This window comes from Actinomadura sp. NPDC048394 (genome assembly GCF_040651755.1).
GTDB lineage: Bacteria > Actinomycetota > Actinomycetes > Streptosporangiales > Streptosporangiaceae > Spirillospora > Spirillospora montaniterrae.
Window position 1 is genome coordinate 100,999 of the sequence record NZ_JBEZJL010000001.1, and the last position, 21,288, is coordinate 122,286.

Annotated in this window: 23 protein-coding genes; 13 read left to right on the forward strand and 10 right to left on the reverse strand. The window is 73.7% G+C overall.

The window, feature by feature from the left end:
- Position 1: 1 nt before the first annotated feature.
- The gene (gene kdgD / locus AB0C78_RS00535) at positions 2-916 is read right to left on the reverse strand and encodes a 5-dehydro-4-deoxyglucarate dehydratase (RefSeq protein WP_360740079.1); all 915 of its coding nucleotides are present in this window, start codon (positions 914-916) and stop codon (positions 2-4) included.
- Positions 917-991: 75 nt separating this feature from the next.
- Here kdgD and AB0C78_RS00540 point away from each other — a divergent pair, with 75 nt between their 5' ends.
- The 3 genes from AB0C78_RS00540 to AB0C78_RS00550 all read left to right on the forward strand — a co-directional run bounded on the left by AB0C78_RS00540 (position 992) and on the right by AB0C78_RS00550 (position 4,122).
- Positions 992-1,867: a LysR substrate-binding domain-containing protein gene (locus AB0C78_RS00540; protein WP_360740081.1), complete on the forward strand. Its 876-nt coding sequence runs from the start codon at positions 992-994 to the stop codon at positions 1,865-1,867.
- 132 nt (positions 1,868-1,999) lie between these two features.
- The gene (locus tag AB0C78_RS00545) at positions 2,000-3,166 is read left to right on the forward strand and encodes an acyl-CoA dehydrogenase family protein (protein ID WP_360740084.1); all 1,167 of its coding nucleotides are present in this window, start codon (positions 2,000-2,002) and stop codon (positions 3,164-3,166) included.
- Between the two features lie 152 nt (positions 3,167-3,318).
- Positions 3,319-4,122 (forward strand): SAM-dependent methyltransferase, encoded by an 804-nt coding sequence (locus AB0C78_RS00550; RefSeq protein ID WP_360740087.1) that lies wholly within the window; start codon positions 3,319-3,321, stop codon positions 4,120-4,122.
- Between the two features lie 8 nt (positions 4,123-4,130).
- Here the strand turns inward: AB0C78_RS00550 and AB0C78_RS00555 are convergent, their stop codons facing one another.
- A complete protein-coding gene (locus AB0C78_RS00555; RefSeq protein WP_360740090.1) occupies positions 4,131-4,970 on the reverse strand; it encodes a hypothetical protein in 840 nt (279 codons plus the stop codon).
- Positions 4,971-5,053: 83 nt separating this feature from the next.
- On the reverse strand, positions 5,054-5,944 hold the full coding sequence (locus tag AB0C78_RS00560) for a helix-turn-helix transcriptional regulator (protein WP_360740093.1): 891 nt from the start codon (positions 5,942-5,944) through the stop codon (positions 5,054-5,056).
- Positions 5,945-6,115: 171 nt separating this feature from the next.
- Between AB0C78_RS00560 and AB0C78_RS00565 the strand changes: the two genes are divergently transcribed.
- Both AB0C78_RS00565 and AB0C78_RS00570 read left to right on the forward strand, forming a co-directional pair.
- The gene (locus AB0C78_RS00565; RefSeq protein ID WP_360740096.1) at positions 6,116-6,517 is read left to right on the forward strand and encodes a nuclear transport factor 2 family protein; all 402 of its coding nucleotides are present in this window, start codon (positions 6,116-6,118) and stop codon (positions 6,515-6,517) included.
- An 86-nt stretch (positions 6,518-6,603) separates the two neighbouring features.
- Complete coding sequence (locus AB0C78_RS00570; RefSeq protein WP_360740099.1) at positions 6,604-7,554, forward strand: ribose-phosphate pyrophosphokinase; 951 nt, start codon at positions 6,604-6,606, stop codon at positions 7,552-7,554.
- 18 nt (positions 7,555-7,572) lie between these two features.
- On the opposite strand, the gene AB0C78_RS00575 is transcribed toward AB0C78_RS00570, so the two are convergent.
- Together AB0C78_RS00575 and AB0C78_RS00580 are read right to left on the reverse strand one after the other, a co-directional pair.
- Positions 7,573-9,546 carry a DUF4041 domain-containing protein gene (locus AB0C78_RS00575; RefSeq protein ID WP_360740102.1) on the reverse strand — a complete coding sequence of 658 codons (1,974 nt, stop codon included), beginning with the start codon at positions 9,544-9,546 and terminating at the stop codon, positions 7,573-7,575.
- Between the two features lie 153 nt (positions 9,547-9,699).
- Positions 9,700-10,020, reverse strand: a complete 321-nt coding sequence (locus AB0C78_RS00580; RefSeq protein WP_360740104.1) for a hypothetical protein — start codon at positions 10,018-10,020, stop codon at positions 9,700-9,702.
- Positions 10,021-10,147: 127 nt separating this feature from the next.
- On the opposite strand from AB0C78_RS00580, the gene AB0C78_RS00585 reads away from it, so the two are divergent.
- Together AB0C78_RS00585 and AB0C78_RS00590 are read left to right on the forward strand one after the other, a co-directional pair.
- On the forward strand, positions 10,148-10,801 hold the full coding sequence (locus AB0C78_RS00585; RefSeq protein ID WP_360740107.1) for a YdcF family protein: 654 nt from the start codon (positions 10,148-10,150) through the stop codon (positions 10,799-10,801).
- Between the two features lie 19 nt (positions 10,802-10,820).
- The gene (locus AB0C78_RS00590; protein WP_360740110.1) at positions 10,821-12,977 is read left to right on the forward strand and encodes a molybdopterin-dependent oxidoreductase; all 2,157 of its coding nucleotides are present in this window, start codon (positions 10,821-10,823) and stop codon (positions 12,975-12,977) included.
- 73 nt (positions 12,978-13,050) lie between these two features.
- On the opposite strand, the gene AB0C78_RS00595 is transcribed toward AB0C78_RS00590, so the two are convergent.
- The 3 genes from AB0C78_RS00595 to AB0C78_RS00605 form a co-directional block, all read right to left on the reverse strand.
- Positions 13,051-13,260, reverse strand: a complete 210-nt coding sequence (locus AB0C78_RS00595) for a DUF5999 family protein (RefSeq protein ID WP_190858671.1) — start codon at positions 13,258-13,260, stop codon at positions 13,051-13,053.
- A gap of 138 nt (positions 13,261-13,398) precedes the next feature.
- Complete coding sequence (locus AB0C78_RS00600; protein WP_360740113.1) at positions 13,399-13,887, reverse strand: hypothetical protein; 489 nt, start codon at positions 13,885-13,887, stop codon at positions 13,399-13,401.
- Positions 13,888-14,182: 295 nt separating this feature from the next.
- Entirely contained in the window at positions 14,183-14,998 is an 816-nt protein-coding gene (locus AB0C78_RS00605; RefSeq protein ID WP_151541964.1) for an SAM-dependent methyltransferase, read from the reverse strand.
- A 226-nt stretch (positions 14,999-15,224) separates the two neighbouring features.
- Between AB0C78_RS00605 and AB0C78_RS00610 the strand changes: the two genes are divergently transcribed.
- Genes AB0C78_RS00610 through AB0C78_RS00630 form a run of 5 tightly spaced genes read left to right on the forward strand, consistent with a single transcriptional unit; the run spans position 15,225 to position 18,889 of the window.
- The gene (locus tag AB0C78_RS00610) at positions 15,225-15,941 is read left to right on the forward strand and encodes a DedA family protein (protein ID WP_360740116.1); all 717 of its coding nucleotides are present in this window, start codon (positions 15,225-15,227) and stop codon (positions 15,939-15,941) included.
- Positions 15,925-17,121, forward strand: coding sequence for a sensor histidine kinase (locus tag AB0C78_RS00615; RefSeq protein WP_360740119.1), 1,197 nt, complete (start codon positions 15,925-15,927; stop codon positions 17,119-17,121). Before AB0C78_RS00610 ends, AB0C78_RS00615 begins: the two co-directional genes overlap by 17 nt.
- Positions 17,112-17,756, forward strand: coding sequence for a response regulator transcription factor (locus tag AB0C78_RS00620; protein WP_360740122.1), 645 nt, complete (start codon positions 17,112-17,114; stop codon positions 17,754-17,756). Before AB0C78_RS00615 ends, AB0C78_RS00620 begins: the two co-directional genes overlap by 10 nt.
- A 27-nt stretch (positions 17,757-17,783) precedes the next feature.
- Positions 17,784-18,302 carry a YbaK/EbsC family protein gene (locus AB0C78_RS00625; RefSeq protein WP_360740125.1) on the forward strand — a complete coding sequence of 173 codons (519 nt, stop codon included), beginning with the start codon at positions 17,784-17,786 and terminating at the stop codon, positions 18,300-18,302.
- Positions 18,303-18,304: 2 nt separating this feature from the next.
- Positions 18,305-18,889 (forward strand): HDIG domain-containing metalloprotein, encoded by a 585-nt coding sequence (locus AB0C78_RS00630; protein WP_360740129.1) that lies wholly within the window; start codon positions 18,305-18,307, stop codon positions 18,887-18,889.
- Positions 18,890-19,001: 112 nt separating this feature from the next.
- Here the strand turns inward: AB0C78_RS00630 and AB0C78_RS00635 are convergent, their stop codons facing one another.
- On the reverse strand, positions 19,002-20,096 hold the full coding sequence (locus AB0C78_RS00635) for an FAD-binding protein (protein WP_360740132.1): 1,095 nt from the start codon (positions 20,094-20,096) through the stop codon (positions 19,002-19,004).
- A 75-nt stretch (positions 20,097-20,171) separates the two neighbouring features.
- Complete coding sequence (locus AB0C78_RS00640; protein WP_360740134.1) at positions 20,172-20,633, reverse strand: MarR family transcriptional regulator; 462 nt, start codon at positions 20,631-20,633, stop codon at positions 20,172-20,174.
- 125 nt (positions 20,634-20,758) lie between these two features.
- Here AB0C78_RS00640 and AB0C78_RS00645 point away from each other — a divergent pair, with 125 nt between their 5' ends.
- A complete protein-coding gene (locus AB0C78_RS00645) occupies positions 20,759-21,229 on the forward strand; it encodes a DoxX family protein (RefSeq protein ID WP_360740137.1) in 471 nt (156 codons plus the stop codon).
- The last annotated feature ends 59 nt before the right edge of the window (positions 21,230-21,288 follow it).

Below are 21,288 nucleotides of genomic sequence, written 5' to 3' on the forward strand. Positions count from 1 at the left end.
GTCAGAGCACCTTCTCCACGAGCGCCGCCAGCTCGGCGAACTCGGCGTCGGTCAGGTCGGTCAGCGGCGGGCGGACGGGCCCGGCGGGACGTCCGACGGCGCGCATCCCGGCCTTGACGATGCTGACCGCGTACCCCTTGCCGCGGTTGCGGATCTCGCAGTACGGCAGCACGAACCCGTCGAGGCGGCGCCGCACCTCGTCCCGGTCGCGGGCGCGGACGGCCTTGTAGAAGCCGAGCGCGAACTCCGGCGCGAAGTTGAAGATGGCCGAGGAGTAGGTCGTCACGCCCATCTCCAGGTAGGGGAGCGCGAACGTCTCCGCGGTCGGCAGCCCGCCGATGTAGACGAGCCGGTCGCCGAGCCGCGACCGGATACGCGTCATCAGCTCCAGGTCGCCGACGCCGTCCTTGAACCCGACAAGGGTGGGGCACGCCTCGGCCAGCCGCGCGACGGTCCCGTCCTGGTAGACGGCGTTGGACCGGCTGTAGACCGTCACGCCGAGCCCGGTGGCCTCGCACACGGCGCGGACGTGCGCGATGAGCCCGTCCTGCGGCGCCTCCGTGAGGTAGGGCGGGAACAGCAGGATCCCGTCGGCGCCCGCCCGCTCGGCGTCGCGGGCCATCTCGACGGCGGTGGCCGTGCCGTACCCGGCGGGCGCGATCAGCGGGACGCCGTCCGGCACCTCGGCCGCGGCGGCGCGGACGACCCGTCCGACCTCGGCGGGGGTGAGGGAGAAGAACTCGCCGGTCCCGCCCGCCGCGAACAGCCCCGCGACGCCCTCGTGCCCGAGGCGCGCGACGTTGGCGCGGTAGGCGTCCTCGTCGAAGGACAGGTCGTCGCGGAAGTGGGTGACGGGGAACGACAGCAGCCCGGAGCCGAGCAGCCGGGCGGTCTCGTCGGGCGCGTGCTGGCTCATGCCCCGAGGCTAGGATGGCCGATTGATCCAGGTCCAACACGAATTTCGGATCCACTGATACCCGTAGGGAATCGTTTGTTCACCCTGACCCAGCTCGCGAGCTTCGTCGCCGTCGCCGAGGAGCTGCACTTCGGCCGGGCCGCCGAGCGGCTGCGGATGACGCAGCCGCCGCTGAGCCGGCAGATCCAGCTGCTGGAGGGCGAGCTGCAGGTGCGGCTGTTCGACCGGACGAACCGCTCGGTCCGGCTCACCCCGGCCGGCCGCGCGTTCCTGGACGAGGCGCGGCGCCTGCTCCACCAGGCCGAGCACGCCGCGCTGTCGGCGCGGCGCGTGTCGGCGGGGGAGGCGGGGCGGATCGCGGTCGGGTTCACCGCCGCGAGCGCGTACGCCGCGCTCGGCCGGCTGCTGGACACCGCGCGGTCGGCGCTGCCGGACGTCGAGATCGTCCTGCGCGAGATGGTGACCCGCGACCAGCTGCGGGCCCTCACCGAGGGCGGCCTCGACCTCGGCCTGGTCCGCCCGCCCGTCGCCGCGCCGGAGCTGGCGGAGCGGGTCGCCGACCGCGAGGCACTGCTCGCCGCCGTGCCCAACGGGCATCCGCTCGCCGCCGGGAGCGGGCCCCTGCCGCTGGACGCCTTCGACGGGCTGCCGCTCATCATGTACTCGCCGGTCGAGGCGCGGTACTTCCACGAGCTGCTGGTCGGCCTGTTCCGCCGGGCGGGCGCCGTCCCGGTGTACGTGCAGTACCTCAGCCAGGTGCACAGCATCCTCGCGCTGGTGGACGGCGGGTGGGGGCTCGCGCTCGTCCCCGAGGCGGCGGCGCGGCTGCGGTACGCGGGCCTGACGTTCCGTCCGCTGGAGCTGCCCGACCCGGCCCCGGTGGAGCTGAGCCTGGCCTGGCGGCGCGGGAACGACAACCCGGCGCTGGCCAGGCTGCTGGAGCACCTCTGAGGCGACTGTGGCGATGGCCACCCTCGCGGGCCGCGCCGCCGCCTTGACCGGCCGCGCCCGGCTCGCTTACTTTGGCGTCCAAATATTGGTCGTCAAAGTAACGGCCGCCCGCGCCGGCCACCCGGAGGAACGATGAGCGACTTTCCCGCGTACGCGCCGTCGGAGGAGCAGGAGCTGCTGCGGGCGACGGTGCGTGAGCTGGCGGATGCCAAGATCGCTCCGTTCGCGGCGGAGGTGGACGAGGACGCCCGGTTCCCGCAGGAGGCCCTGGACGCGCTGGTCGCCAATGATCTGCACGCGGTGCACGTGCCCGAGTCTTATGGGGGTGCGGGTGCGGACGCGCTGGCGACGGTGATCGTGATCGAGGAGGTCGCGCGGGCGTGCGCGTCGTCCTCGCTGATCCCGGCGGTGAACAAGCTCGGCACGGTACCGGTCCTGCTGTCGGGTTCTGAGGAGCTGAAGCGCAAGTACCTGGGGCCGGTGGCGCGCGGGGAGGCGATGTTCTCCTACGCCCTGTCGGAGGCCGATGCGGGGTCGGATGCGGGTGGGATGAAGACCCGTGCGGTGCGTGACGGGGACGCCTGGGTGCTCAACGGCGCCAAGATGTGGATCACCAACGCGGGCGTGTCGGAGTACTACACCGTCATGGCGGTCACCGACCCGTCGGCCGGGGCGCGGGGGATCTCGGCATTCGTGGTGGAGAAGTCCGATCCGGGGGTGTCGTTCGGGCCCAAGGAGCGCAAGCTGGGCATCAAGGGGTCGCCGACCCGGCAGGTGATCCTGGAGGACGTGCGGATCCCGGGCGACCGGATCATCGGCGCCGAGGGCACCGGGTTCAAGACCGCGCTGGCCACCCTGGACCACACCCGCATCACCATCGCCGCCCAGGCGCTGGGGATCGCCCAGGGCGCGCTGGACTTCGCGCTCGGCTATGTCAAGGAGCGCCGGCAGTTCGGCAAGCCGATCTCTGATTTCCAGGGTGTGCAGTTCATGCTGGCGGACATGGCGATGCGGCTGGAGGGCGCGCGGCAGCTGACCTACCACGCCGCGATCAAGTCCGAGCGCGCGATGCACGGCGAGAAGATCGCGGACCTGACGTTGGTGTCGTCGGCGTGCAAGGCGCTGGCCTCGGACGTGGCGATGGACGTCACCACCGACGCGGTGCAGCTGTTGGGCGGGTATGGGTACACGCGGGAGTTCCCGGTGGAGCGGATGATGCGCGACGCCAAGATCACCCAGATCTACGAGGGCACCAACCAGATCCAGCGCATGGTCATCGCCCGCCAGCTCCTCAAGTGATCCGCGGCTCCCTGCCGCGCCGCGGCGGCGGCTGACGCGCCTCGTCCCAGGGAACTGCACCGGGACGGCGGGTGACGGCGAAAGCTGTCGCCGCCGGGGGAGTGCCGTCAGGATGGTGGTGCCGGCGGTCCATCGCGGACAAGGGAGTGCGCATGAGCGGAACCGGGCCCGCGCCCGAGATCGACACGAGCGTGTCGCACGTGGCGCGCATCTGGAACTACTGGCTGGGCGGCAAGGACAACTACCCCGTGGACCGGGAGGTCGGCGACCAGATCCTCGGGATGCTCCCGGACGTGGCGCGCCTCGCCCGCGCCTCCCGGCTGTTCCTCAACCGGGTCGTCTGGCACCTGGCCGCCGAGGCGGGCGTCCGCCAGTTCATCGACATCGGGACGGGCCTGCCCACCGTCGACAACACCCACGAGGTCGCGCAGCGCGCCGCGCCCGACGCGCGGATCGTCTACGTCGACAACGACCCGCTCGTCCTCGCGCACGCGCAGGCGCTGCTCACCAGCACGCCCGAGGGCGTGACCGCCTACATCGACGCCGACCTGCGCGACCCGGAGCGCATCCTGGCGAAGGCCGCCGAGACCGTCGACTTCGACCGGCCGGTCGCGTTCACGCTGATGGGCATCCTCGAGTTCATCACCGACGACGAGCAGGCGTACTCGATCGTCCGGCGGCTGCTGGACGCTGCGGCGCCCGGCAGCTACTTCGCCATGTACGACGGGACGAACGTCGTCCACGGCGAGGCGTCGGACCGGATCGTCGACGTGTGGAACGCCTCCGGCAACGCCGGCCTCGTGCTGCGCACGCCCGAGCGGATCCGCCGCTTCTTCGACGGCCTGGAGCTGCTGGAGCCCGGCGTCGTCCCGGTGAACGAGTGGCGGCCGGAGGTGACCGTCGGGACCGAGCCGGAGCCCGTGGACGCCTACGGCGGCGTCGGCCGCAAACCCTAGGCGCAGGCCTAGCCGGGGCGTCCGCCGCCGGGCGGTTCGCCCGCGTGCTGCAGGATCTCGGTGATCGCGAACGCCGCGTCGAGCCGCCCGCCCCGCACGGCGGCCTGGTAGTAGACGAGCGCGACCTCCCGGCCGGCCCTCTCTCGGCCCCGGCCCGCCCGGTCGCCGAGCCGGTGGGCGTGGCGTGCCGCCTCCTGGGCGTCCAGCCCGTCCGGCGAGGCGTCCAGCAGGTCCAGCGCGCCGGGATGGCCGGCCGCCGCGGCCTCGATCAGCAGCGGGACGGTCTCCTCGCCCCGGGCGGGATCGGTGCCGAGCAGCACCGCGACCCGGTAGAGCGCGTCGGCGTCCCCGGCCGCCGCGCGGCCGAGCAGGCCCCGGCCGTGCGGGCCGTACCCGGCGACGGTCGCCCGCTGCGACTCCGTCAGCCGCACCCGCCTGGCCGGCTCGCGCTCCGGCGGCGCGAGCGCCGCCCCACCCGCGGGCGGCCGCGGCGGCGGGACGTCCCGGGCCGCGGACCGGGCGGCGCGCAGCCGGGCCTGCCAGCCGGGCAGCGACGCGGTGCCCGGATCGTCCGGGCGGACGCCGGTCTCCCACGCGCGGCGCTGGCAGGACAGCACGAAGCTCGCGACCCAGGCGGCGGACGGGAGCCGCTTGCGCCGCCCGGCGAGCACGTCGAAGATCCCGGTCGTCGACAGCGACGGCAGGTCCCGCCGGCCGTACACGTCGCCGAGATGCTCGGAGACCTCGGCGAGCTTGCGGTACGGCGGCCGGTTGCAGGAGTCGTAGAGCGCGTTGAGCGCGCCGATGAAGTCGTCCGGCCAGGTGGGCCGGGAAACGTCGTCGATCATGTCGGGTCGCCCTTGCCGGCAGGGAGCGGACCTGTTCGCCTTCATGCTGCCAGCCCGGCGGCCCGGCCGTGGCGGTATCGCCGTCACAGCCCGCGCAGGATCCGCCACAGGATCGACTGCGTCGCGGCGGCGGGCGCGGCGGCCAGCACGAGCCGGTTCATCGTGTGCCAGTAGGGCACCGCGTCCGGCCCGGACGGGTACACCGCCCCGTTCAGCCGCTCCACGTACACGACGTCGGGCAGTTCGGGCTGCGGCGGCCGCAGCAGCGTGAACGAGCCGCCGGCGACGGGCGGCGCCTCGGCCGCCGCCAGCGGCAGCACCTGCAGGGTGACGTGCGGCAGGTCGCAGACGTCCAGCAGGTGCTCGAACTGCGCGAACGCGACCGCCCGCCCGCCGGGCGCGCGCCGCAGCGCGGCCTCCTCGATCACCGCCCAGAGACGCGCGGGCACGGGCCTGTCCAGGATGCGCCACCGGATGGCCCGCAGCGCTGCGAGCCGTTCCGCGTCACCGGCGGGCCGATGCTCCTCGATCAACGCGCGCGTGTACGCCTCGGTCTGCAGCAGGTCCGGGACGACCTGCGCCTCGTAAGCGCGGATGAGGCTGGCCGACTGCTCCAGTTCCAGGTACGGCTCGTACCAGGGCGGGACCACGTCCCGGAACGCGGCCCACCAGCGCGGCGCGTTCGCCTGCCGCGCCAGGCCGAGGAGCGTGGCGAGCGCGGCGCGGTCCGTCGCGCCGTAGGCGGCACACAGGTCGGCGACCTCGCGCAGCCGCAGCACCGCCCGGCCGAGTTCGAGCCGGCTGATCCACTCCCTCGGCCGCCGCAGCACGGCCTCGGCGTCCTCCAGGCTGTGGCCGCCGGCCTCGCGCAGCCGCCGCAGCTGGGCGCCGAGGACCATCCTGGCCACGGTGGGCCCGGCCTCCCACTCCTCGTGGAAGCCGCCGCCGGCCTGTTCGGCCGCAACTGTGCTCATGCCTGCCTCTGCGCGGACGACCGTGGGGGCGTTCCCCCGCTGAACGCTAGCCCAGCACGGCACGGTGCGTCCCGTGCTTCGCGAGGCGGCGGCCGTTGCCCCGCCCGGACGGCCCCGCTACGCTGACCGATAAACGGGGAGTTCCCCGTTTATCTCTCCGGAAGGAATCCCATGCCCCTCACCATCGAGGACCGGCTCGCGATCACCGACCTGATCTCGCTGCACGGCCACTACGCCGACACCGGCGAGCTCGACCGCATGACGGAGCTGTTCACCGAGGACGTCGTCTACGACGTGACCGCGGTCGGCGGCGGACTGATCGAAGGCCGCGCCGCGCTGAAACAAGCCGGCCTGGACCTCGGCGACCGCAACCCCCTCGCCCACCACGTCACCAACGTCGTCGTCACCGCCGGCGACGGGGACACCGCGCGCGCCGTCTCCAAGGCCATCGCCGTACTGGCGGACCACAGCTGCGCCAGCGCCACCTACGAGGACACCGTCGTCCGCGACGGCGGCCGCTGGCTGATCAGCCACCGCACGATCCGGCCCCGCCGCAAGCCCCTCACACCGTGACGCCGCCGGACGCGGTCCGGGACCGGGCGGCCCCCGCCCAATAGCATGTCCGAGGCCCGCCGGAGTCCACCTGTGAGGAGCGGTTCGTGCGAGAGATCGCCGTGTTCAGCGGGAGCGCCCACCCCGAGCTCGCCGCCGAGGTCTGCGCCCATCTCGGCGTGCCGCTGAGCCCGGCCCGGGTCTCCCGGTTCGCCAACGACTGCCTCGAGGTCCAGCTCCAGGCCAACTGCCGCGAGCGGGACGTGTACCTCATCCAGCCGCTCGTCGCGCCCGTCCAGGAGAACCTGGTCGAGCTGCTCCTCATGTGCGACGCGGCGCGCGGCGCGTCCGCGAGCCGCATCACCGTCGTGATGCCGCACTACTCCTACGCCCGCTCCGACAAGAAGGACGCGCCGCGCATCTCGATCGGCGGCCGCCTCGTCGCGGACCTGCTCGTCGCGTCCGGCGCGTCCCGCGTCCTCGCCATGACGCTGCACTCGCCGCAGGTGCACGGCTTCTTCTCGGTCCCGGTCGACCACCTGCACGCGCTCCGCGAGCTCGCCGAGCACTTCCGCCGGTACGACCTGTCGCGTACCACCGTCGTCTCGCCGGACCTCGGCAACGCCAAGGAGGCCGCCGCCTTCGCGCGGCTGCTCGGCGTGCAGGTGGCGGCCGGCGCCAAGCAGCGCTTCTCCGACGACCGCGTGCAGATCAGCTCGGTCATCGGCGAGATCGCGGGCCGGGACGTGATCGTGCTGGACGACGAGATCGCGAAGGGCAGCACCGTCCTGGAGCTGCTGGACCGGCTCCGCGAGCTCGGCCCCCGCACGATCCGGATCGCCTGCACCCACGGCCTGTTCGCGGCCGGCGCGCTGAAGCGGCTGTCCGCCGAGCCGGACGTGCTGGAGATCGTCTGCACCAACACGGTGCCCGTCCCGGCCGCCGAACGCGACGACAAGCTCCGTGTCCTCTCGATCGCCCCGGCCCTCGCCGAGGCCGTCCGCCGCATCCACAACGGCGAATCCGTAAGCGCCCTCTTCGAAAACCCCCACCCCTGACCCCCCCCACCGAGGCGGTCAGCCCTTCTTGCCGGCGCGGTACTCGAGCGCCTCGGGCACCTCGTTGTACTCGAGCAGGTGATTGTCCGCGATGCGCTCGAGGGCCTCGCGCACCTCGGCGGGCGTCGCGTAGAAGAACTCCCGGCGAAGGTTGACCTGGTTGACGCGGCGCTCGGCGAACTCCTGGTGGAGCCTGTTCTCCAGCCCGACGGCGTCGTCGCTGAAGATGAGCGCGTGGACGTCGAACCGGAACGGCACCGACGCGTCGCCCAGCTCGCGCACCCGGTCCATCGGCTCCAGCCGCCGCGTCATCCCGATCTTCACCATCCGCTCGCCGAACGCGCCGATGTTGGAGATCACGTACACGTAGCCGGCGCGGACGTTCGCGGCGCGGCCCTCCACGTCCGAGATCGCCGACTCCACGTCGGCGAGCTTGGCCCGCAGGTCGGCCGCTCCAGCGGTGTCCCCGCTCGCCTCCATGCGGGCGAGCACCGACTCCACGTGCGAACGCTCCTTGAGCAGGCGCGCCTTCTCCCGCTCGAACTCCTTGCGGGCCTTGTCCTCCTCCCGCTGGCGCTCGCGCTCGGCGCGGACCCGCTCCTTCTCCTCCTCCGCCTTCGCCAGATGGTCCGCGGTCAGCTTCAGCTCCTTGACGCGGATCGCCCGGTACTCCCGGCTGACCCTGATGTCCATGGTCTTCCCGAGCCGCTCGATCGTCTGCGCGCTCTTGTCGAGCCGCTCGATCGCCGACTGCAGCTTGTAAGGGCGCATCGTCCGGACGAGGTTGTCGGCCTCGGCGTTGTAGGCGCGCAGCATGAGCTTGGAGAAGTCGCGCACCATCTTGCCGCCCTGTGCGGCCGATCCGTTCACCGTCCAGTTCGTCGCGCCGACGACCGCCTTCCCCGTCCTGGCCATGGCCTTGATCTTGTCCTTCACCTTGGCGAGTTCCGCCTTGTAGGCGACGACGTCCGCGAGCGGATGCTGGTACTCGTAGACGCCAGCCTCCTGGAGCAGGACCAGGTCCTCGGTCTCCACGACCGAGCCGCGCAGCCGGCGCAGGTCGGCGCGGAGCTTGTCGCGCTTCCGCCCGGCCTCGGCGGCCTCGCCGCGCAGCCGTTCGATCTCCGCCGCCACCTGGGGCGCGTCCAGGCCGCCGAGCCGGTCCAGCCATCCGCGCAGCTCGGCGTTCTCGGCTTCGAGCTCCTCGATCCGCTGCTTGCGGGATCCGAACGGCGCCATGCCCCTGCCTCCGGCGGGCGGCGGCGCGGACGGCGCCGGTGCAGGCCCGGGCGGTGTGGGCGGGGCGGCCATGGGCGGCGTTGGCGGCGGCGTGGGCGGGGCGGCCGGGAGCGGCGGGGGCGGTGCGGCGGGTGTCCAGAACTGCCAGCCGGGCGGCGCGGGCGGCCAGCTCGGGTCCGGCATCCATCCGGGCGGCGGCGTCCAGCCGGCGGGTGGTGCGGGCCAGGTCGGCGGCGGGTTGTACAGCCATCCGGCGGGCTGCGGCGGTGCCGCGACGCCGGCGGGCCACTGCGGTCCCGCGGCGGGCGCCGCCGGTGGGGGCGGTGCCGCTGCGGGGGCCGCCGGCCGCAGCGGGGCCTCCGGCCGGACGAGATCCTGGACGATCCGGGAGAGCCGGGGCGCGTCGCGGTCGTGCACGTCGCCGAAGTCCGTCTCGTCGCCCGCCCGGTCGGTGACGACGAAGAACCACCGCTGCTTGTACGACATCCGCATCTCGACGGCGGCGACCGTCGCGATGGAGCTCTCCTGGCGCGGGCCCTCCTTGGCGAGGTCGGCGGCGGAGAAGCCCAGGATCCGCCGGTCGGTGACGGCGATGTGGGTGAGCGTCGGGAGCGCCTTGACGGTCGTCGCGAGCGCGAGCACCGTCTCGCCGTCCCGGAGGAACAGCCGCAGCACGCGAAGGGCCTGCTCCGCGTCACCGGCGTCCACCTCGACGCCGATATAGTCCGGGCGCGGGATGTCCTGCACCGTCATCGCTTCCTCGCAACGTCGCCTCAGGGCGGTACGAGGAGCCGCTCGGCGAGGCGCCCCCGAGTCCGCCGCGGTCGTGGACCCGTCGAGGGGAGCGCTCGACCTATCAGGGACGGCTCAGGCCCGGTCGCGGTTCACAAGGAGCGGGCGGGGCGGTCAGAGGAGCATGTCGCTGCCGCCGGATTCTTCTTCGCCGTCGGTGGTGTGCTCGGGTTCGAGGTACTCGTCCTCGGGCCAGAGCTCGTTGGCGAGGAAGGCGAGGTACTCCTCGTCGCCCGGGTCGAGTTCGGCGGTCATGGACTCGGGGTGGACGCCGCCGGGGTCGGCGGCCGCCGCGGTCTCGGTGGGCGTGGCGGGCTCCGTGGACGTGGCGGGCTCGGTGGCGGGCGGCTCGTCCGGGGCCGCGGGCGCCGCGGGACGGAGCAGGCACAGGCCGAACAGGGCGGCCACTGACACCAGGACCAGGACTGTGATCACGACACCACCCCGTCCTTTCGCGGTCGAGTTCCACATGATTCTTACGTAAGTAGCAAAACAGTTGAACGCTACCTGGACGACCTATCGGATGGGAGCCGACATGCGGGCCGCCGGAGACAATGGCGCGGTGGAGTCTCACGGAGCGGTCGACGCGCGGGCCCGCGAGCTGGCCCGCGTCGTCTGGGACCACCTGGTGCTCACCGGCCCCCTCTCCAAGGCTGACGCGATCCTCGCCCTGGGGTGCCACGACACGCGGGTGGCGGCGCACGCGGCGAGGCTTTGGCGTGCGCGATGGGCTCCGGTGGTGGTCGTCACCGGCGGGCGCGGCAAGATCACCTCGGCGTGGACGGAGACGGAGGCGCAGGTCTTCGCACGTGTGGCGCGCGAGCACGGGGTCCCGGACGGGGCTCTGCTGCTCGAGGAGACCGCCACGAACACGGGGGAGAACATCACCGCGACCAGACGGCTGCTTGACGGACGGCTCGATCTGCGGAGCGGGATTTTGGTCGCCAAGCCGTACATGACCCGCCGGGCGCTGGCCACGGCGCGCAAACAGTGGCCCGGAGTGGACTGGATCGCCGCCTGCCCGGACCTCGGGTACGAGGCGTACGGGACGGGGGACGACGAGCGCCGGTTCATCGAGCTGATGGTGGGCGACCTCCAGCGGATGGAGGTGTACGCCGAGCGGGGGTTCCAGGTGCCGATGCCGGTCCCGGCGGCGGTGTGGGCGGCGTACGAGGAGCTGGTCGCGCTCGGATACGACCGGCACGTGATCAGGTGACGGTGGCACAATCGGACGCATGGCGTCAGTGACCACTTACTGCCGGATCTGCGAGCCGCTGTGCGGGCTGGAGGCCACCGTCGAGGACGGGACGGTCGTCCGGATCCGCCCCGACAGGGAGCACCCGCTGTCGAAGGGCTTCGCCTGTCCGAAGGGCATCGCGATGACCGAGGTGCAGAACGACCCGGACCGCGTCCTGCATCCGCTGCGGCGCCGTCCGGACGGCGAGTTCGAGCGGGTGAGCTGGGACGAGGCGCTCGGCGGGATCGCCGCGCGGCTGAACGCCCTGCGCCGCGAGCACGGCGGGTCGTCGATCGGGTGGTACTTCGGCAACCCGGCGACGTTCTCCTACAGCCATCCGCTGTGGCTCAACGGGTTCATGGCGGCGCTGAAGTCGCCGCACCTGTACTCGGCGGGGTCGCAGGACGTGAACAACCGGTTCGCGGCGAGCGCGCTGCTGTACGGGGCGCCCGTCCTGGTCCCGATCCCCGACCTCAAGCGCACGGACCTGCTGCTGATGCTCGGCGCTAACCCGCTGGTGTCGCACGGCAGCCTGATCACCGCGCCGCGCATCCGCGAGGACCTGTCGGCGATCGTGGCGCGCGGCGGCCGGGTGGTCGTCGCCGATCCGCGTCGGACCGAGACGGCCCGCGCCTACGAGCATCTGCCGGTCCGTCCGGACGGGGACGCCTGGCTGCTGCTGTCGATGCTCCACGTGATCTTCGAGGAGGGGCTGCAGGACCGGGACGCCTGCGCGCGCCGGGCGTCCGGCGCCGGCGAGCTGCGGGCGCTCGCCGGCGGCTTCCCGCCCGAGGAGACCGAGGCCCGCAGCGGCGTCCCGGCGGCGGCCGTCCGGGAGCTGGCCCGCGATCTCGCGCGCGCCGAGCGGGCCGTCGTGTACGGCCGGACGGGCACCTGCCTCGGCCGGCACGGGACGCTGACCGCGTTCCTCATCGACGCCGTGACGCTGGTGACCGGCAACCTGGACCGTCCGGGCGGGGCGGTCTTCGGCGCCGCGCCGCTGTGGCTGGACCAGATCCTCCGGCTGTCCGGCCTCGCCAGTTACGGCAAGGCCCGCTCACGGGTCGGCGGATATCCGGACATCCTCGGCACGTTCCCGGCCGGGGTGATGGCCGAGGAGATCACCACGCCGGGCCCGGGACGGCTCCGGGCGCTGATCGTCTCCGGCGGCAACCCGGCGCTGAGCGTCCCGGGCGGCGAGGCGCTCGGCCGGGCGCTGGACGAGCTGGACCTGCTCGTCACCATCGACCTGTACGTCACCGACACCGGCCGCAAGGCCGACTACGTGCTGCCGGCGACCACGTTCCTGGAGCGCGAGGACCTCCCGCTGCCGTTCCTGCAGAACCATCTCACGCCGTACGTGACGTGGACGGAGCCGGTCGTCGCGCCGCGCGGCGAGGCCCGCCAGGAGTGGGAGATCATCGACGCGCTGGCCCGGCGGATGGGGATCGGGGTCGGCGCGTTCCCGCTGCAGCGGCTCGCGCACCGGCTGGGCGTCCGGCCGTCGCCGCGCTCCCTGGCGGACGCGCTGCTGCGCACGGGCCCGGAGGGAGACTGGTACGGCCTGCGCCGACTCATCGGCAAGGGCGGCGGGCTCAGCCTGCGCAGGCTGCGGAAGGCGCCGCACGGCATCGTCCTCGCCGAGCATCAGCGGACGGGGACGCTGCGGCGCCGCATCCTGCACAAGGACAAACGGGTGCATCTCGCCCCGCCGGAGATCGCCGCCGAGGTGCGGCGGCTGGCCGGGGCGCCGGAGCCGCCGGACGGCTTCCCGCTGCGGCTGATCGGCCTGCGGGAGATGCGCTCGCACAACTCGTGGATGCACAACTCGCCCGCGCTGATGCGCGGCGGGCGCGTCCAGGCGGCGCGGATCAGCCCGAAGGACGCCGCGGCGCACGGGATCGAGGACGGCGCGCCGTGCCGGATCACCTCGCCGCACGGGACGATCGAGGTGCCGGCGCTGGTGACCGACGAGATGACCGAGGGCACCGTCGCGGTCCCGCACGGGTGGGGGCACCGGGGCGGCTGGCGGACGGCGAACGCGGCGGGCGGCGCGAACGTCAACGTGCTCGCGTCGCCGGATCCGGCGGACCTGGAGCCGCTGGCCGGGATGGCATGGCTGAACGGCGTCCCGATCAGGATCGGGCCGGCCTGATCGCCGGAGCGCGGCGGCCTCGCGGGCGGGATGCGGGGAGGAGGCGCGGGGACCCGCGGGCCGCGGCGCGGCGCTAGGCGGCGGTCGTCGGGCGGTGCGGTGCGATCACGCGGCCGTCGGGCAGCAGCTCGCCGGTGTCCTCGAAGACGACGATGCCGTTGCAGAGCAGGCTCCAGCCCTGCTCCGGGTGGGCGGCGACGGTGCGGGCGGCCTCGCGGTCCAGCGCGTCGGGCCGGGGGCACGGCGGCTGGTGCGGGCAGGACGGGGCGCGTTGATCGGTCACGGGTTCCTCCACGGACGTCCCTGTGATTAAGGACATAGTGGAAGCCTGCCGCCGTTCGTCCGAAATATGCAAGTGATTGAGGGATTCTTTACCGTTCGTCGCGTGTGCCGCCGGACAAGATGGGGCACATCGGGACGTTCAGCGCAGAAGCCCCTCGTCCGGTTCGCCGCCGTGGTCGACGTCGAGCCCGACGACCGACAGGCACCCCGTGCAGATCCACTCGGCGATGACGGCCTCGGAGTTCATCCCGTGCGCCCGGTACGGGCGGTCGACCCACCGGCGCCGCATCCCGTGCCCGCACGAGGAGTGCAGCAGGCGCCCGCAGGTCGGGCACGGCCAGACGTCCTCGCAGCGCCGGTCGCACCGCGGGCACAGCGGCTGCTCGGCCGGGTCGGGGAGGCCCAGCTCGTCCCGCCACTCGTGCTCGAGGTCGAGGTACTCGTCGCCCGGCCAGTGGTGGTCGGCCAGCCAGGCCAGGTACTCCTCCTCTCCGGGGGCGAGCACGGCCGTCAGCGACTCGGGGTGCTCGTCGCGCGGGCGGTGTCGGCGCCCGGCGCGCCGCGCGGTGGCCAGCAGGGTCAGCAGGCCGAGGAGCGCGGCCGCTGCCAGGCCAGTCGCCAGGGGCATCGCGGCGTCCTTACATGATCTTGTGGCGGGAAAGTCCGATCATGAATTCACTTCACAAAACCCTGCGAACGGTACAAGAAAGGCTCTTAACGGAAAAGTCGATCAGAAAAGAATCTTCGCCTGGACCATGATCGGCACGGGGACCGAAACCCGGCCCGGGCACCGTCCGGAACCCGCACGGCCTGCGGAATCGGGGCGTCCGAGCGTCGCGGAGGCCGCGCGGGCGACGCCGCCGGTTTCACTCTCCGCTGAATCCGGCCCCTCTCCGCCGCCGTGCCCGGGCCTCACCCGATGATCAGTCCTTGCGTCCCATCACCGCCACCATCTGGCTGTGCAGCGGGTGCTCCAGCGGGCCCTTCGGACCGTTCGGGCGCCACTCCGTCACGTTCGCCACGCCCGGCTCCAGGATCGTCAGCCCGTCCATGAAGCGCTCGATCTGCGACGAGTGCCGGAAGTACGACCCGCCGAGCCCCGACTGCAGGATCCGCTTGGCCTCCTCGACCCGCGGGTCGTCGCCCGCGTCGTGCAGGTGCGTCAGCACGACGTGGCTGCCCGCCGGCAGGAACGGGTGCAGCGCCCGCACGACCGCCGCCGGGTCCCGCTCGTCCGGGACGTGGTGGATGATCGCGGCGAGGATCAGCCCGACCGGCCGGCCCGGGTCGATCAGCCCGGTCAGCGCCGGGTCGGCGAAGATCTTCTCCGGCTCGTACAGGTCGCCCTGGATGAACGTGGCGACGCCCTGCTCGGTGAGCAGCGCGCGGCCGTGCGCCAGCACGATCGGGTCGTTGTCCACGTACACCACGCGCGCGTCCGGGTTCGCCGACCGGGCGAACTGGTGCACGTTGGACGCCGTCGGGAGCCCCGACCCGATGTCGACGAACTGGTCGATGCCGAGCTCGCCCGCCAGGTACGTCACCGCGCGCCCGATCGCGACCCGGTTCCCCTGCGCGACGACCGGCGCCTCCGGGACGAGCTGCATCACCATGTCGGCCACCTCCCGGTCGGCGGCGAAGTTGTCCTTGCCGCCGAGGAAGTAGTCGTACACCCGGGCGAACGTCGGCGTGGAGGTGTCGATGCCGGGAGGCGCGCTCTCCGGGAGTTCGTCGGCCACGCGTGCGGCTCCTTCTGTTGGACCCCGCGTCGAACGCCTGCGGGGCGGAACGAGATGGCCCAAGATTAGGCCGATCCGCCGTGCCCGGCGGGGTTTTCGCGGCTTTGCCCGGCCCGTCCTGGCACGGGGTGCGGTTTTCCGCAGGGGCGCGCCTGCGGTGCGCGTCCGGACGGGTCGGCGGTGCGCTCCATGGTGGCGCGCACGTCCCGTTCCTAGCGTCGAAGGCATGATCGAGACGACGTACGCGATGGCGTCCGCGGCGGCCGGGACCGAGCCGTCCGGCGGCGTGACCGGGTGGGCGACGCACCTGATGGAGCAGCTCGGCGCGCCCGGCGCCGGGGCGGCGATCGCGCTGGAGAACCTGTTCCCGCCGCTGCCGAGCGAGGTGATCCTCCCGCTCGCCGGCTTCACCGCCGCGCAGGGCCGGATGAGCCTGGCCGCCGCGCTGGTGTGGACGACCCTCGGCTCGGTGGCGGGCGCGCTGGCCCTCTACGGGGTCGGCGCGCTGATCGGCCGCGACCGGATCCGCGCGCTGGTCGCGCGGCTCCCGCTGGTGAAGCTCGCCGACCTCGACCGCACCGAGGCCTGGTTCGCCCGGCACGGCGGCAAGGCGGTGTTCTTCGGCCGGATGATCCCGATCTTCCGCAGCCTGATCTCCGTCCCGGCCGGGCTGGAGCGGATGCGGATGGCGGCGTTCCTGCTCTACACGGCGCTCGGCAGCCTGCTGTGGAACACGGTGTTCGTGCTGGCCGGCTACTGGCTCGGCGACAACTGGACGGCCGTCGAGGACCTCGTCGGCGTGTACTCCAAGGCGGTGGTCGCGGTCGTGGCCGTCGCGGTCGCGGCGTTCCTGGCGGTGCGTATCGTGAAGTCCCGCGGTGGACGGCACCGCGGCACGCCCGCGCGCCCCCACCGAGAACTCGAACGTGACCGCATCCTCTGATCCGCCGCCCGCCCGCCGCTCCGGCCCACGCGCGCCGGCCGTCGCGGCGGCGCGGGCCGTGGCCGGCCTGCTGCTCGGCGCGGTCACCGCCGTCGTGGAGCTCGTCCTGCTCGCGGCCGCGGCGCTGCTGATGGCGTACGCGCTGGCGTTCTCCCGCGGGCAGCGGGCCGTGCCGGCCGTCGTCGCGGACGGCGCGCGCCGCCTCACCGAGCTGGAGCGCCGCCGGCTGGCGTTCCTCGGCGAGGCCGGCGCCGCCGAGTACGGCCCGCTGCGCGCGCTGGCCTACCTCGTCCTGCGGGTGCCGGTCGGGCTGCTCGGCGGGGTCATCCTCGGCCTGATCGGCTACGGCGCCGCGGCGGCCGCCGAGCTGGCGCTCGGCTGGTGGGTGACCGGCCGCTACCTGGACGGCATCCCGCCGACCTGGTGGATCGTCCTGTACACCGGCGTCGCCGGGATCGTCCTGCTGTTCCTGGCCGTCCAGGGGCTGGTCGGGGTGGCGGCGCTGGAGCGGGCGGTCGCGCGCCGCTGCCTCGGCCCGAGCCCCCTCGCCGAGTACGAGCGGCGGATCGCGCAGCTCTCCGTCACCCGCGCGGAGGTCGTGGACGCGGTCGACGACGAGCGCCGCCGCATCGAGCGGGACCTGCACGACGGCGTCCAGCAGCGGCTCGTCGCGCTCGGCATGCTGATCGGCCGCGCGCGCCGCGCCGGCGACCACGAGAGGGCGTCCGAGCTGCTGAGACAGGCGCACGAGGAGTCGCAGCGGGCGCTGGAGGACCTGCGCGAGGTCACCTGGCGGGTCTACCCGGCGGCGCTCGACGGCGAGGGGCTGCGGGCCGCGCTGGAGTCGGTCGCCGAGCGGTCCGCGGTGCCGGTGACGATCGGCTACGACGTGCCGGGCCGCCCGCCGCACGCGGTCGAGACCGCCGCGTACTTCGTGGTCTGCGAGGCCGTCACGAACGCCGCCAAGCACTCCGGCGCCGGACGGGTACGCGTGGAGGTCGCCGGATCCGGGACAATGATCGGCGTGCGCATCGAGGACGACGGGACCGGCGGGGCCGACCCGTCCGGCGGCGGGCTCGCCGGCTTGGCCCGCCGGGTCGCCGCGCTGGACGGGACGTTCGCCGTGCACAGCCCGCCCGGCGGCCCCACCGTGATCACCGCGGAGCTGCCGTGCGGGTGATGCTGGCCGAGGACTCCACGCTGCTGCGCGAGGGCCTGGTGCGGCTGCTCGCCGAGGAGGGCCACGAGGTCGCGGCGGCCGTCGGCGACGGCGACGCGCTGATCGCCGCCGTCGCGGGCAGCCCGCCGGACGTCGTCGTCGTGGACGTCCGGATGCCGCCGACGCACACCGACGAGGGCCTGCGCGCCGCGCTGGAGATCCGCCGCCGGTGGCCCGCCGTCGGCGTGCTCGTCCTGTCGCAGTACGTCGAGAAGCGCTACGCCACCGAGCTGATCACCGCGGACACCACCGGCGTCGGGTACCTGCTGAAGGACCGGGTCGCGCAGGTCGAGGAGTTCCTGGACGCCCTCGACCGGGTCGGCGCCGGCGGGGCCGCGTTCGACCCGGAGGTGGTGCGGCGGCTGCTGGCGCACAGCACGCACGCCGACCCGCTGTCGCGGCTGACCCCGCGCGAGCGGGACGTCCTCGACCACATGGCCCAGGGCCACACGAACGCCTCGATCGCCGCGCACCTGCACGTCTCGCAGAGCGCGGTCGAGAAGCACGTCAACGCGATCTTCGACAAGCTGGACCTGTCGCACGCGGCCGGCTACAGCCGCCGCGTGCTGGCGGTGCTGCGCTACCTCGGCTCCTGAGAGCCGGTGACACGGGAGGAGACGACCATGGTCGGCAAGCTCGACTGGGAACCGGCCGCCGGGCGGGCGGACCTGCTGGCGGACCCGGTGGCCGCCGCGATCGGCGGCGTCCCGGACGCCGAGGCCGCCGCGATCGATCCGGAACTCGCGGACACGGCGGCGTTCTGCGAACGCTACGACGTGCCGCTGGAGGCCAGCGCGAACTGCGTCGTCGTCGCGGCCAAGCGCGGCGGCGAGGTGACGTACGCGGCGTGCATGGTCCTCGCGACGGACCGCGCCGACGTGAACGGCGTCGTCCGCAAGCACCTCGGCGCCCGCAAGGTCTCGTTCGCGCCGATGGACCAGGCCACCTCGCTCACCGGCATGGAGTACGGCGGCATCACCCCGGTCGGCCTGCCCGCCGGCTGGCCGGTCCTGGTGGACGAGGCGGTCGCCGCCGCGCCCAGCGTCGTCATCGGCAGCGGCCTGCGCAAGTCCAAGGTCCTGCTGCCCGGCAAGGCCCTGGCGGGCCTGCCCGGCGCCGAGGTCATCGCCCTGGCGCAGTAGCCGTGCCGTCCGACGCCCTGCGCCGCGCCCTCACCGACCCCGGCCCGCGCCCGCTGCCGGACGAGGCCGCGCGGCTGCTGGAGGACCTGGACGCGCCGCCCCGCCTGGCGGCGCATCTGCGCGCCGTCCACGACGTCGCCGCCGAACTCCTCGCCTGGGTCGTGGGCCGCTACCCGGCCCTCGCTGTGGACGGCGATGCCGTCCTGTTCGGCGCGGCGACCCACGACATCGGCAAGGCCCTGCACCCGGACGAGCTGTCCGGGCCCGGATCGCGGCACGAGGCGGCGGGCCACGCGCTGCTCCGCGAACGTGGCGTAGAGGAGCGGCTGGCCCGGTTCGCCCGCACCCACGCGTCCTGGGACGGCCCCGGCATCGGCGCCGACGACCTGCTCGTCAGCCTCGCCGACAAGGTCTGGAAGGCCAAGCGCGTGCCCGGCCTGGAGCAGCGCGTCGTGGACGTGCTGGCCGCCGCGTCCGGCGCCGAGAAGTGGGAGGTCTTCATGGACCTCGACGACGCCTGCGACCGCCTCGCCGCGGGCGCGGACGGCCGCCTGGCGTTCCAGTCGGCCTATCCGGTCGTCGCGTGACCGTCCGGCGCGGCTCCGCGGCGGGGCCCCCGCGGCCCGCCGCGCCGCGTCGTGTGGATCGACATCGCGGGTAGACCAGCGGGCCGCCCGAAACTCATCGCGCGGGCCGAAATCAATCCGGGATCGCGCCGACCCGGTAGGCGGTGCCGCCCGCCGCGCGGGCCCGGTCGAGCAGCGCGCGGTTGGCCGCGAGCATCTCCGCGACGGGCGCGGACCCGGGTGAGGCGGTCTTCAGCACGCTGAACAGCACCGGCTCCGGCGGCGCGGCGAGCAGCGGCACGTGCCCGACGCGCAGCGCCTTGACCAGGACGACGCCGCTGAGGCCGAGGTCGCGCGGCGCCATCTCCTTGAGCGTGGTCTCGATGACGCCGGCGGCCCGGTCGCGCGGCAGGAAGACCATGGCCCACGGGTGCGGCCGCGCCCACTCGCCGAGCGCGACCAGCTCCTCGACGTCGGGACGCATGCGGTCGGCGAACGCGAGGAAGGGCAGCTCCTCGGTCTCGGTCGTGCCCGGCGGGACGGGGCCGTCCCCGTACAGGGTCGCCTTGATCTCGTAACGCCACCCGTCCGGCGACGGCTTGGCCTGGCCGGAGATGTCGTCGGCCGCGATCTCGCCTTGCAGGCGCAGCAGACCGGCCGCGTCCCGGCACGGGATCGTGCAGGTCAGCACCCGTTCCGGGGCCGGGACGAGGCGCAGCGTCGCGCTCGTGATCACGCCGTTGCGGCCGAGCCCGCCCCGCACCGCGTCGAACAGCTCCGGCCGGACGTCGCGTGAGCACGCGACGACGCGTCCGCCGTCCACCACGTCGAGGGCGAGGACGTGGTCGGCCTGCGTCCCGTGCAGGTGGGACGTGCCGCCGACGCCGCCCGCCGAGATCGTCCCGCCGACGGTGACGTCGAGGAAGTCGGTCAGCACGGGCGGGACGAGACCGTGGGGGAGCGTCGCGGCCAGCACCTCGCGCCACGTCGTCCCGGCACCGGCGACCGCGTGCCCGGGCGTGACGTCCTCGACGCCCGCGAGGCCCCGCATGTCGAGGCAGAGCCCGCTGGTCAGCGACTGGCCGAACGTCGAGTGCCCGCACCCGCGGGGGACCGCGTCCAACCGCCGGGCGCGCGCCTCCCGGAGCGCCTCGGCGACCTCGTCAGCGCCGCCCGGCCGCACCACCCGCGCCGGTGCACGCTCCACGATCCCGCCGAAGTCCCGCATGGAACCGAGCGTTCCAGCGTCGCCCCGCCCAGGAAACCCCTCCCAGGGGTCGGGCACCGTGCCCCCGGGTGCGGTTCAGCGGGCGCGGAGGCGGGCGCCGACGCGCGTCAGGGCGTCCCCGAGCACCTCGATCTCCGCGGGGGTGAGGACGTCGATGAGGGCCTCCCGGACGACGCCGCGGTGGCCGGGGCGGACGCGGTCGAGGGTCGCGGCGCCGTCCTCGGTGAGCTCCGCCCACACCGAGCGCCGGTCGGACTCGCAGCCGGTCCGCTTGACGAGCCCGGCACGCTCCAGCCGGGTGATCTGGTAGGTGAGCCGGCTCTTGGAGATCATCACCTCGCGCGCGAGGTCGGACATGCGCAGCCGGCCGCCGTCGGCCCGGTGCAGCCGCACCAGCACCTCGAACTCGGCGTGCGACAGCCCGCCGTCCCGCTTGAGCTGGCGTTCGATCTCGTGGTCGAGCAGGTGGCCGGCGGCCAGGAAGGCCGTCCAGGCGCGCAGCTCGGCCGGGTCCAGGGCGTCCCCCGCGTCCGTCATGGGGTGATTCTAGTTGACCTGGATTCGGATTGAAGTTTCTAGATGGTCTGAATTTGAACGACCTCTGCTACGGTCAGGTTTGTTCAACTTTTAACCACCGACGAGAGAGACACCGGAGGACCGGCATGCTCCCCGCCCGACGCCATCCCCTGCTGCCCGACGCCGGACTGCTGATCGGCCGGCTGGCCCTCGGCGCGATCTTCATCGCGCACGGCTGGCAGAAGCTGCACGACACCGGCCACGCGGCGGTCGCCGCCCAGTTCGACGGGCTCGGCATCCCGATGCCCGGCGCGTCGGCCTACTTCGGCACCTGGGTCGAGCTGGCCGGCGGCGTCGCGCTGGTCCTCGGCGTCCTGCTCCCCGTCGCCGGCGTGCTGATCGCCGTGGACATGGCCGGCGCGTTCTGGTTCGTCCACAAGGACCACGGCCTGTTCTCGGAGAAGGGCGGCTACGAGTACGTCCTGATGCTCGGCGCCGCCGCGCTGCTGTTCGCCCTCGCCGGCGGCGGGCGGTTCTCGCTCGACGCCGCGCTCTGGAGCCGCCTTACCCGCCGCAGCGGAACCGAGGTCCCCGGACGGGAGCCCGCACGCGTCTGATCCGTCCCGTATCGGCCCCTGCGCGCGGTTCCCGTGCGCAGGGGCCGCCGCGTTGCGAG

Bases quoted from the DNA above. Each gene is read 5' to 3' on its own strand.
- kdgD (WP_360740079.1), bottom strand. From the start codon at position 916: ATGAGCCAGCACGCGCCCGACGAGACCGCCCGGCTGCTCGGCTCCGGG.
- AB0C78_RS00545 (WP_360740084.1), top strand. From the start codon at position 2,000: ATGAGCGACTTTCCCGCGTACGCGCCGTCGGAGGAGCAGGAGCTGCTG.
- AB0C78_RS00550 (WP_360740087.1), top strand. From the start codon at position 3,319: ATGAGCGGAACCGGGCCCGCGCCCGAGATCGACACGAGCGTGTCGCAC.
- AB0C78_RS00555 (WP_360740090.1), bottom strand. From the start codon at position 4,970: ATGATCGACGACGTTTCCCGGCCCACCTGGCCGGACGACTTCATCGGC.
- AB0C78_RS00560 (WP_360740093.1), bottom strand. From the start codon at position 5,944: ATGAGCACAGTTGCGGCCGAACAGGCCGGCGGCGGCTTCCACGAGGAG.
- AB0C78_RS00565 (WP_360740096.1), top strand. From the start codon at position 6,116: ATGCCCCTCACCATCGAGGACCGGCTCGCGATCACCGACCTGATCTCG.
- AB0C78_RS00575 (WP_360740102.1), bottom strand. From the start codon at position 9,546: ATGACGGTGCAGGACATCCCGCGCCCGGACTATATCGGCGTCGAGGTG.
- AB0C78_RS00590 (WP_360740110.1), top strand. From the start codon at position 10,821: ATGGCGTCAGTGACCACTTACTGCCGGATCTGCGAGCCGCTGTGCGGG.
- AB0C78_RS00600 (WP_360740113.1), bottom strand. From the start codon at position 13,887: ATGCCCCTGGCGACTGGCCTGGCAGCGGCCGCGCTCCTCGGCCTGCTG.
- AB0C78_RS00610 (WP_360740116.1), top strand. From the start codon at position 15,225: ATGATCGAGACGACGTACGCGATGGCGTCCGCGGCGGCCGGGACCGAG.
- AB0C78_RS00625 (WP_360740125.1), top strand. From the start codon at position 17,784: ATGGTCGGCAAGCTCGACTGGGAACCGGCCGCCGGGCGGGCGGACCTG.
- AB0C78_RS00635 (WP_360740132.1), bottom strand. From the start codon at position 20,096: ATGCGGGACTTCGGCGGGATCGTGGAGCGTGCACCGGCGCGGGTGGTG.
- AB0C78_RS00640 (WP_360740134.1), bottom strand. From the start codon at position 20,633: ATGACGGACGCGGGGGACGCCCTGGACCCGGCCGAGCTGCGCGCCTGG.
- AB0C78_RS00645 (WP_360740137.1), top strand. From the start codon at position 20,759: ATGCTCCCCGCCCGACGCCATCCCCTGCTGCCCGACGCCGGACTGCTG.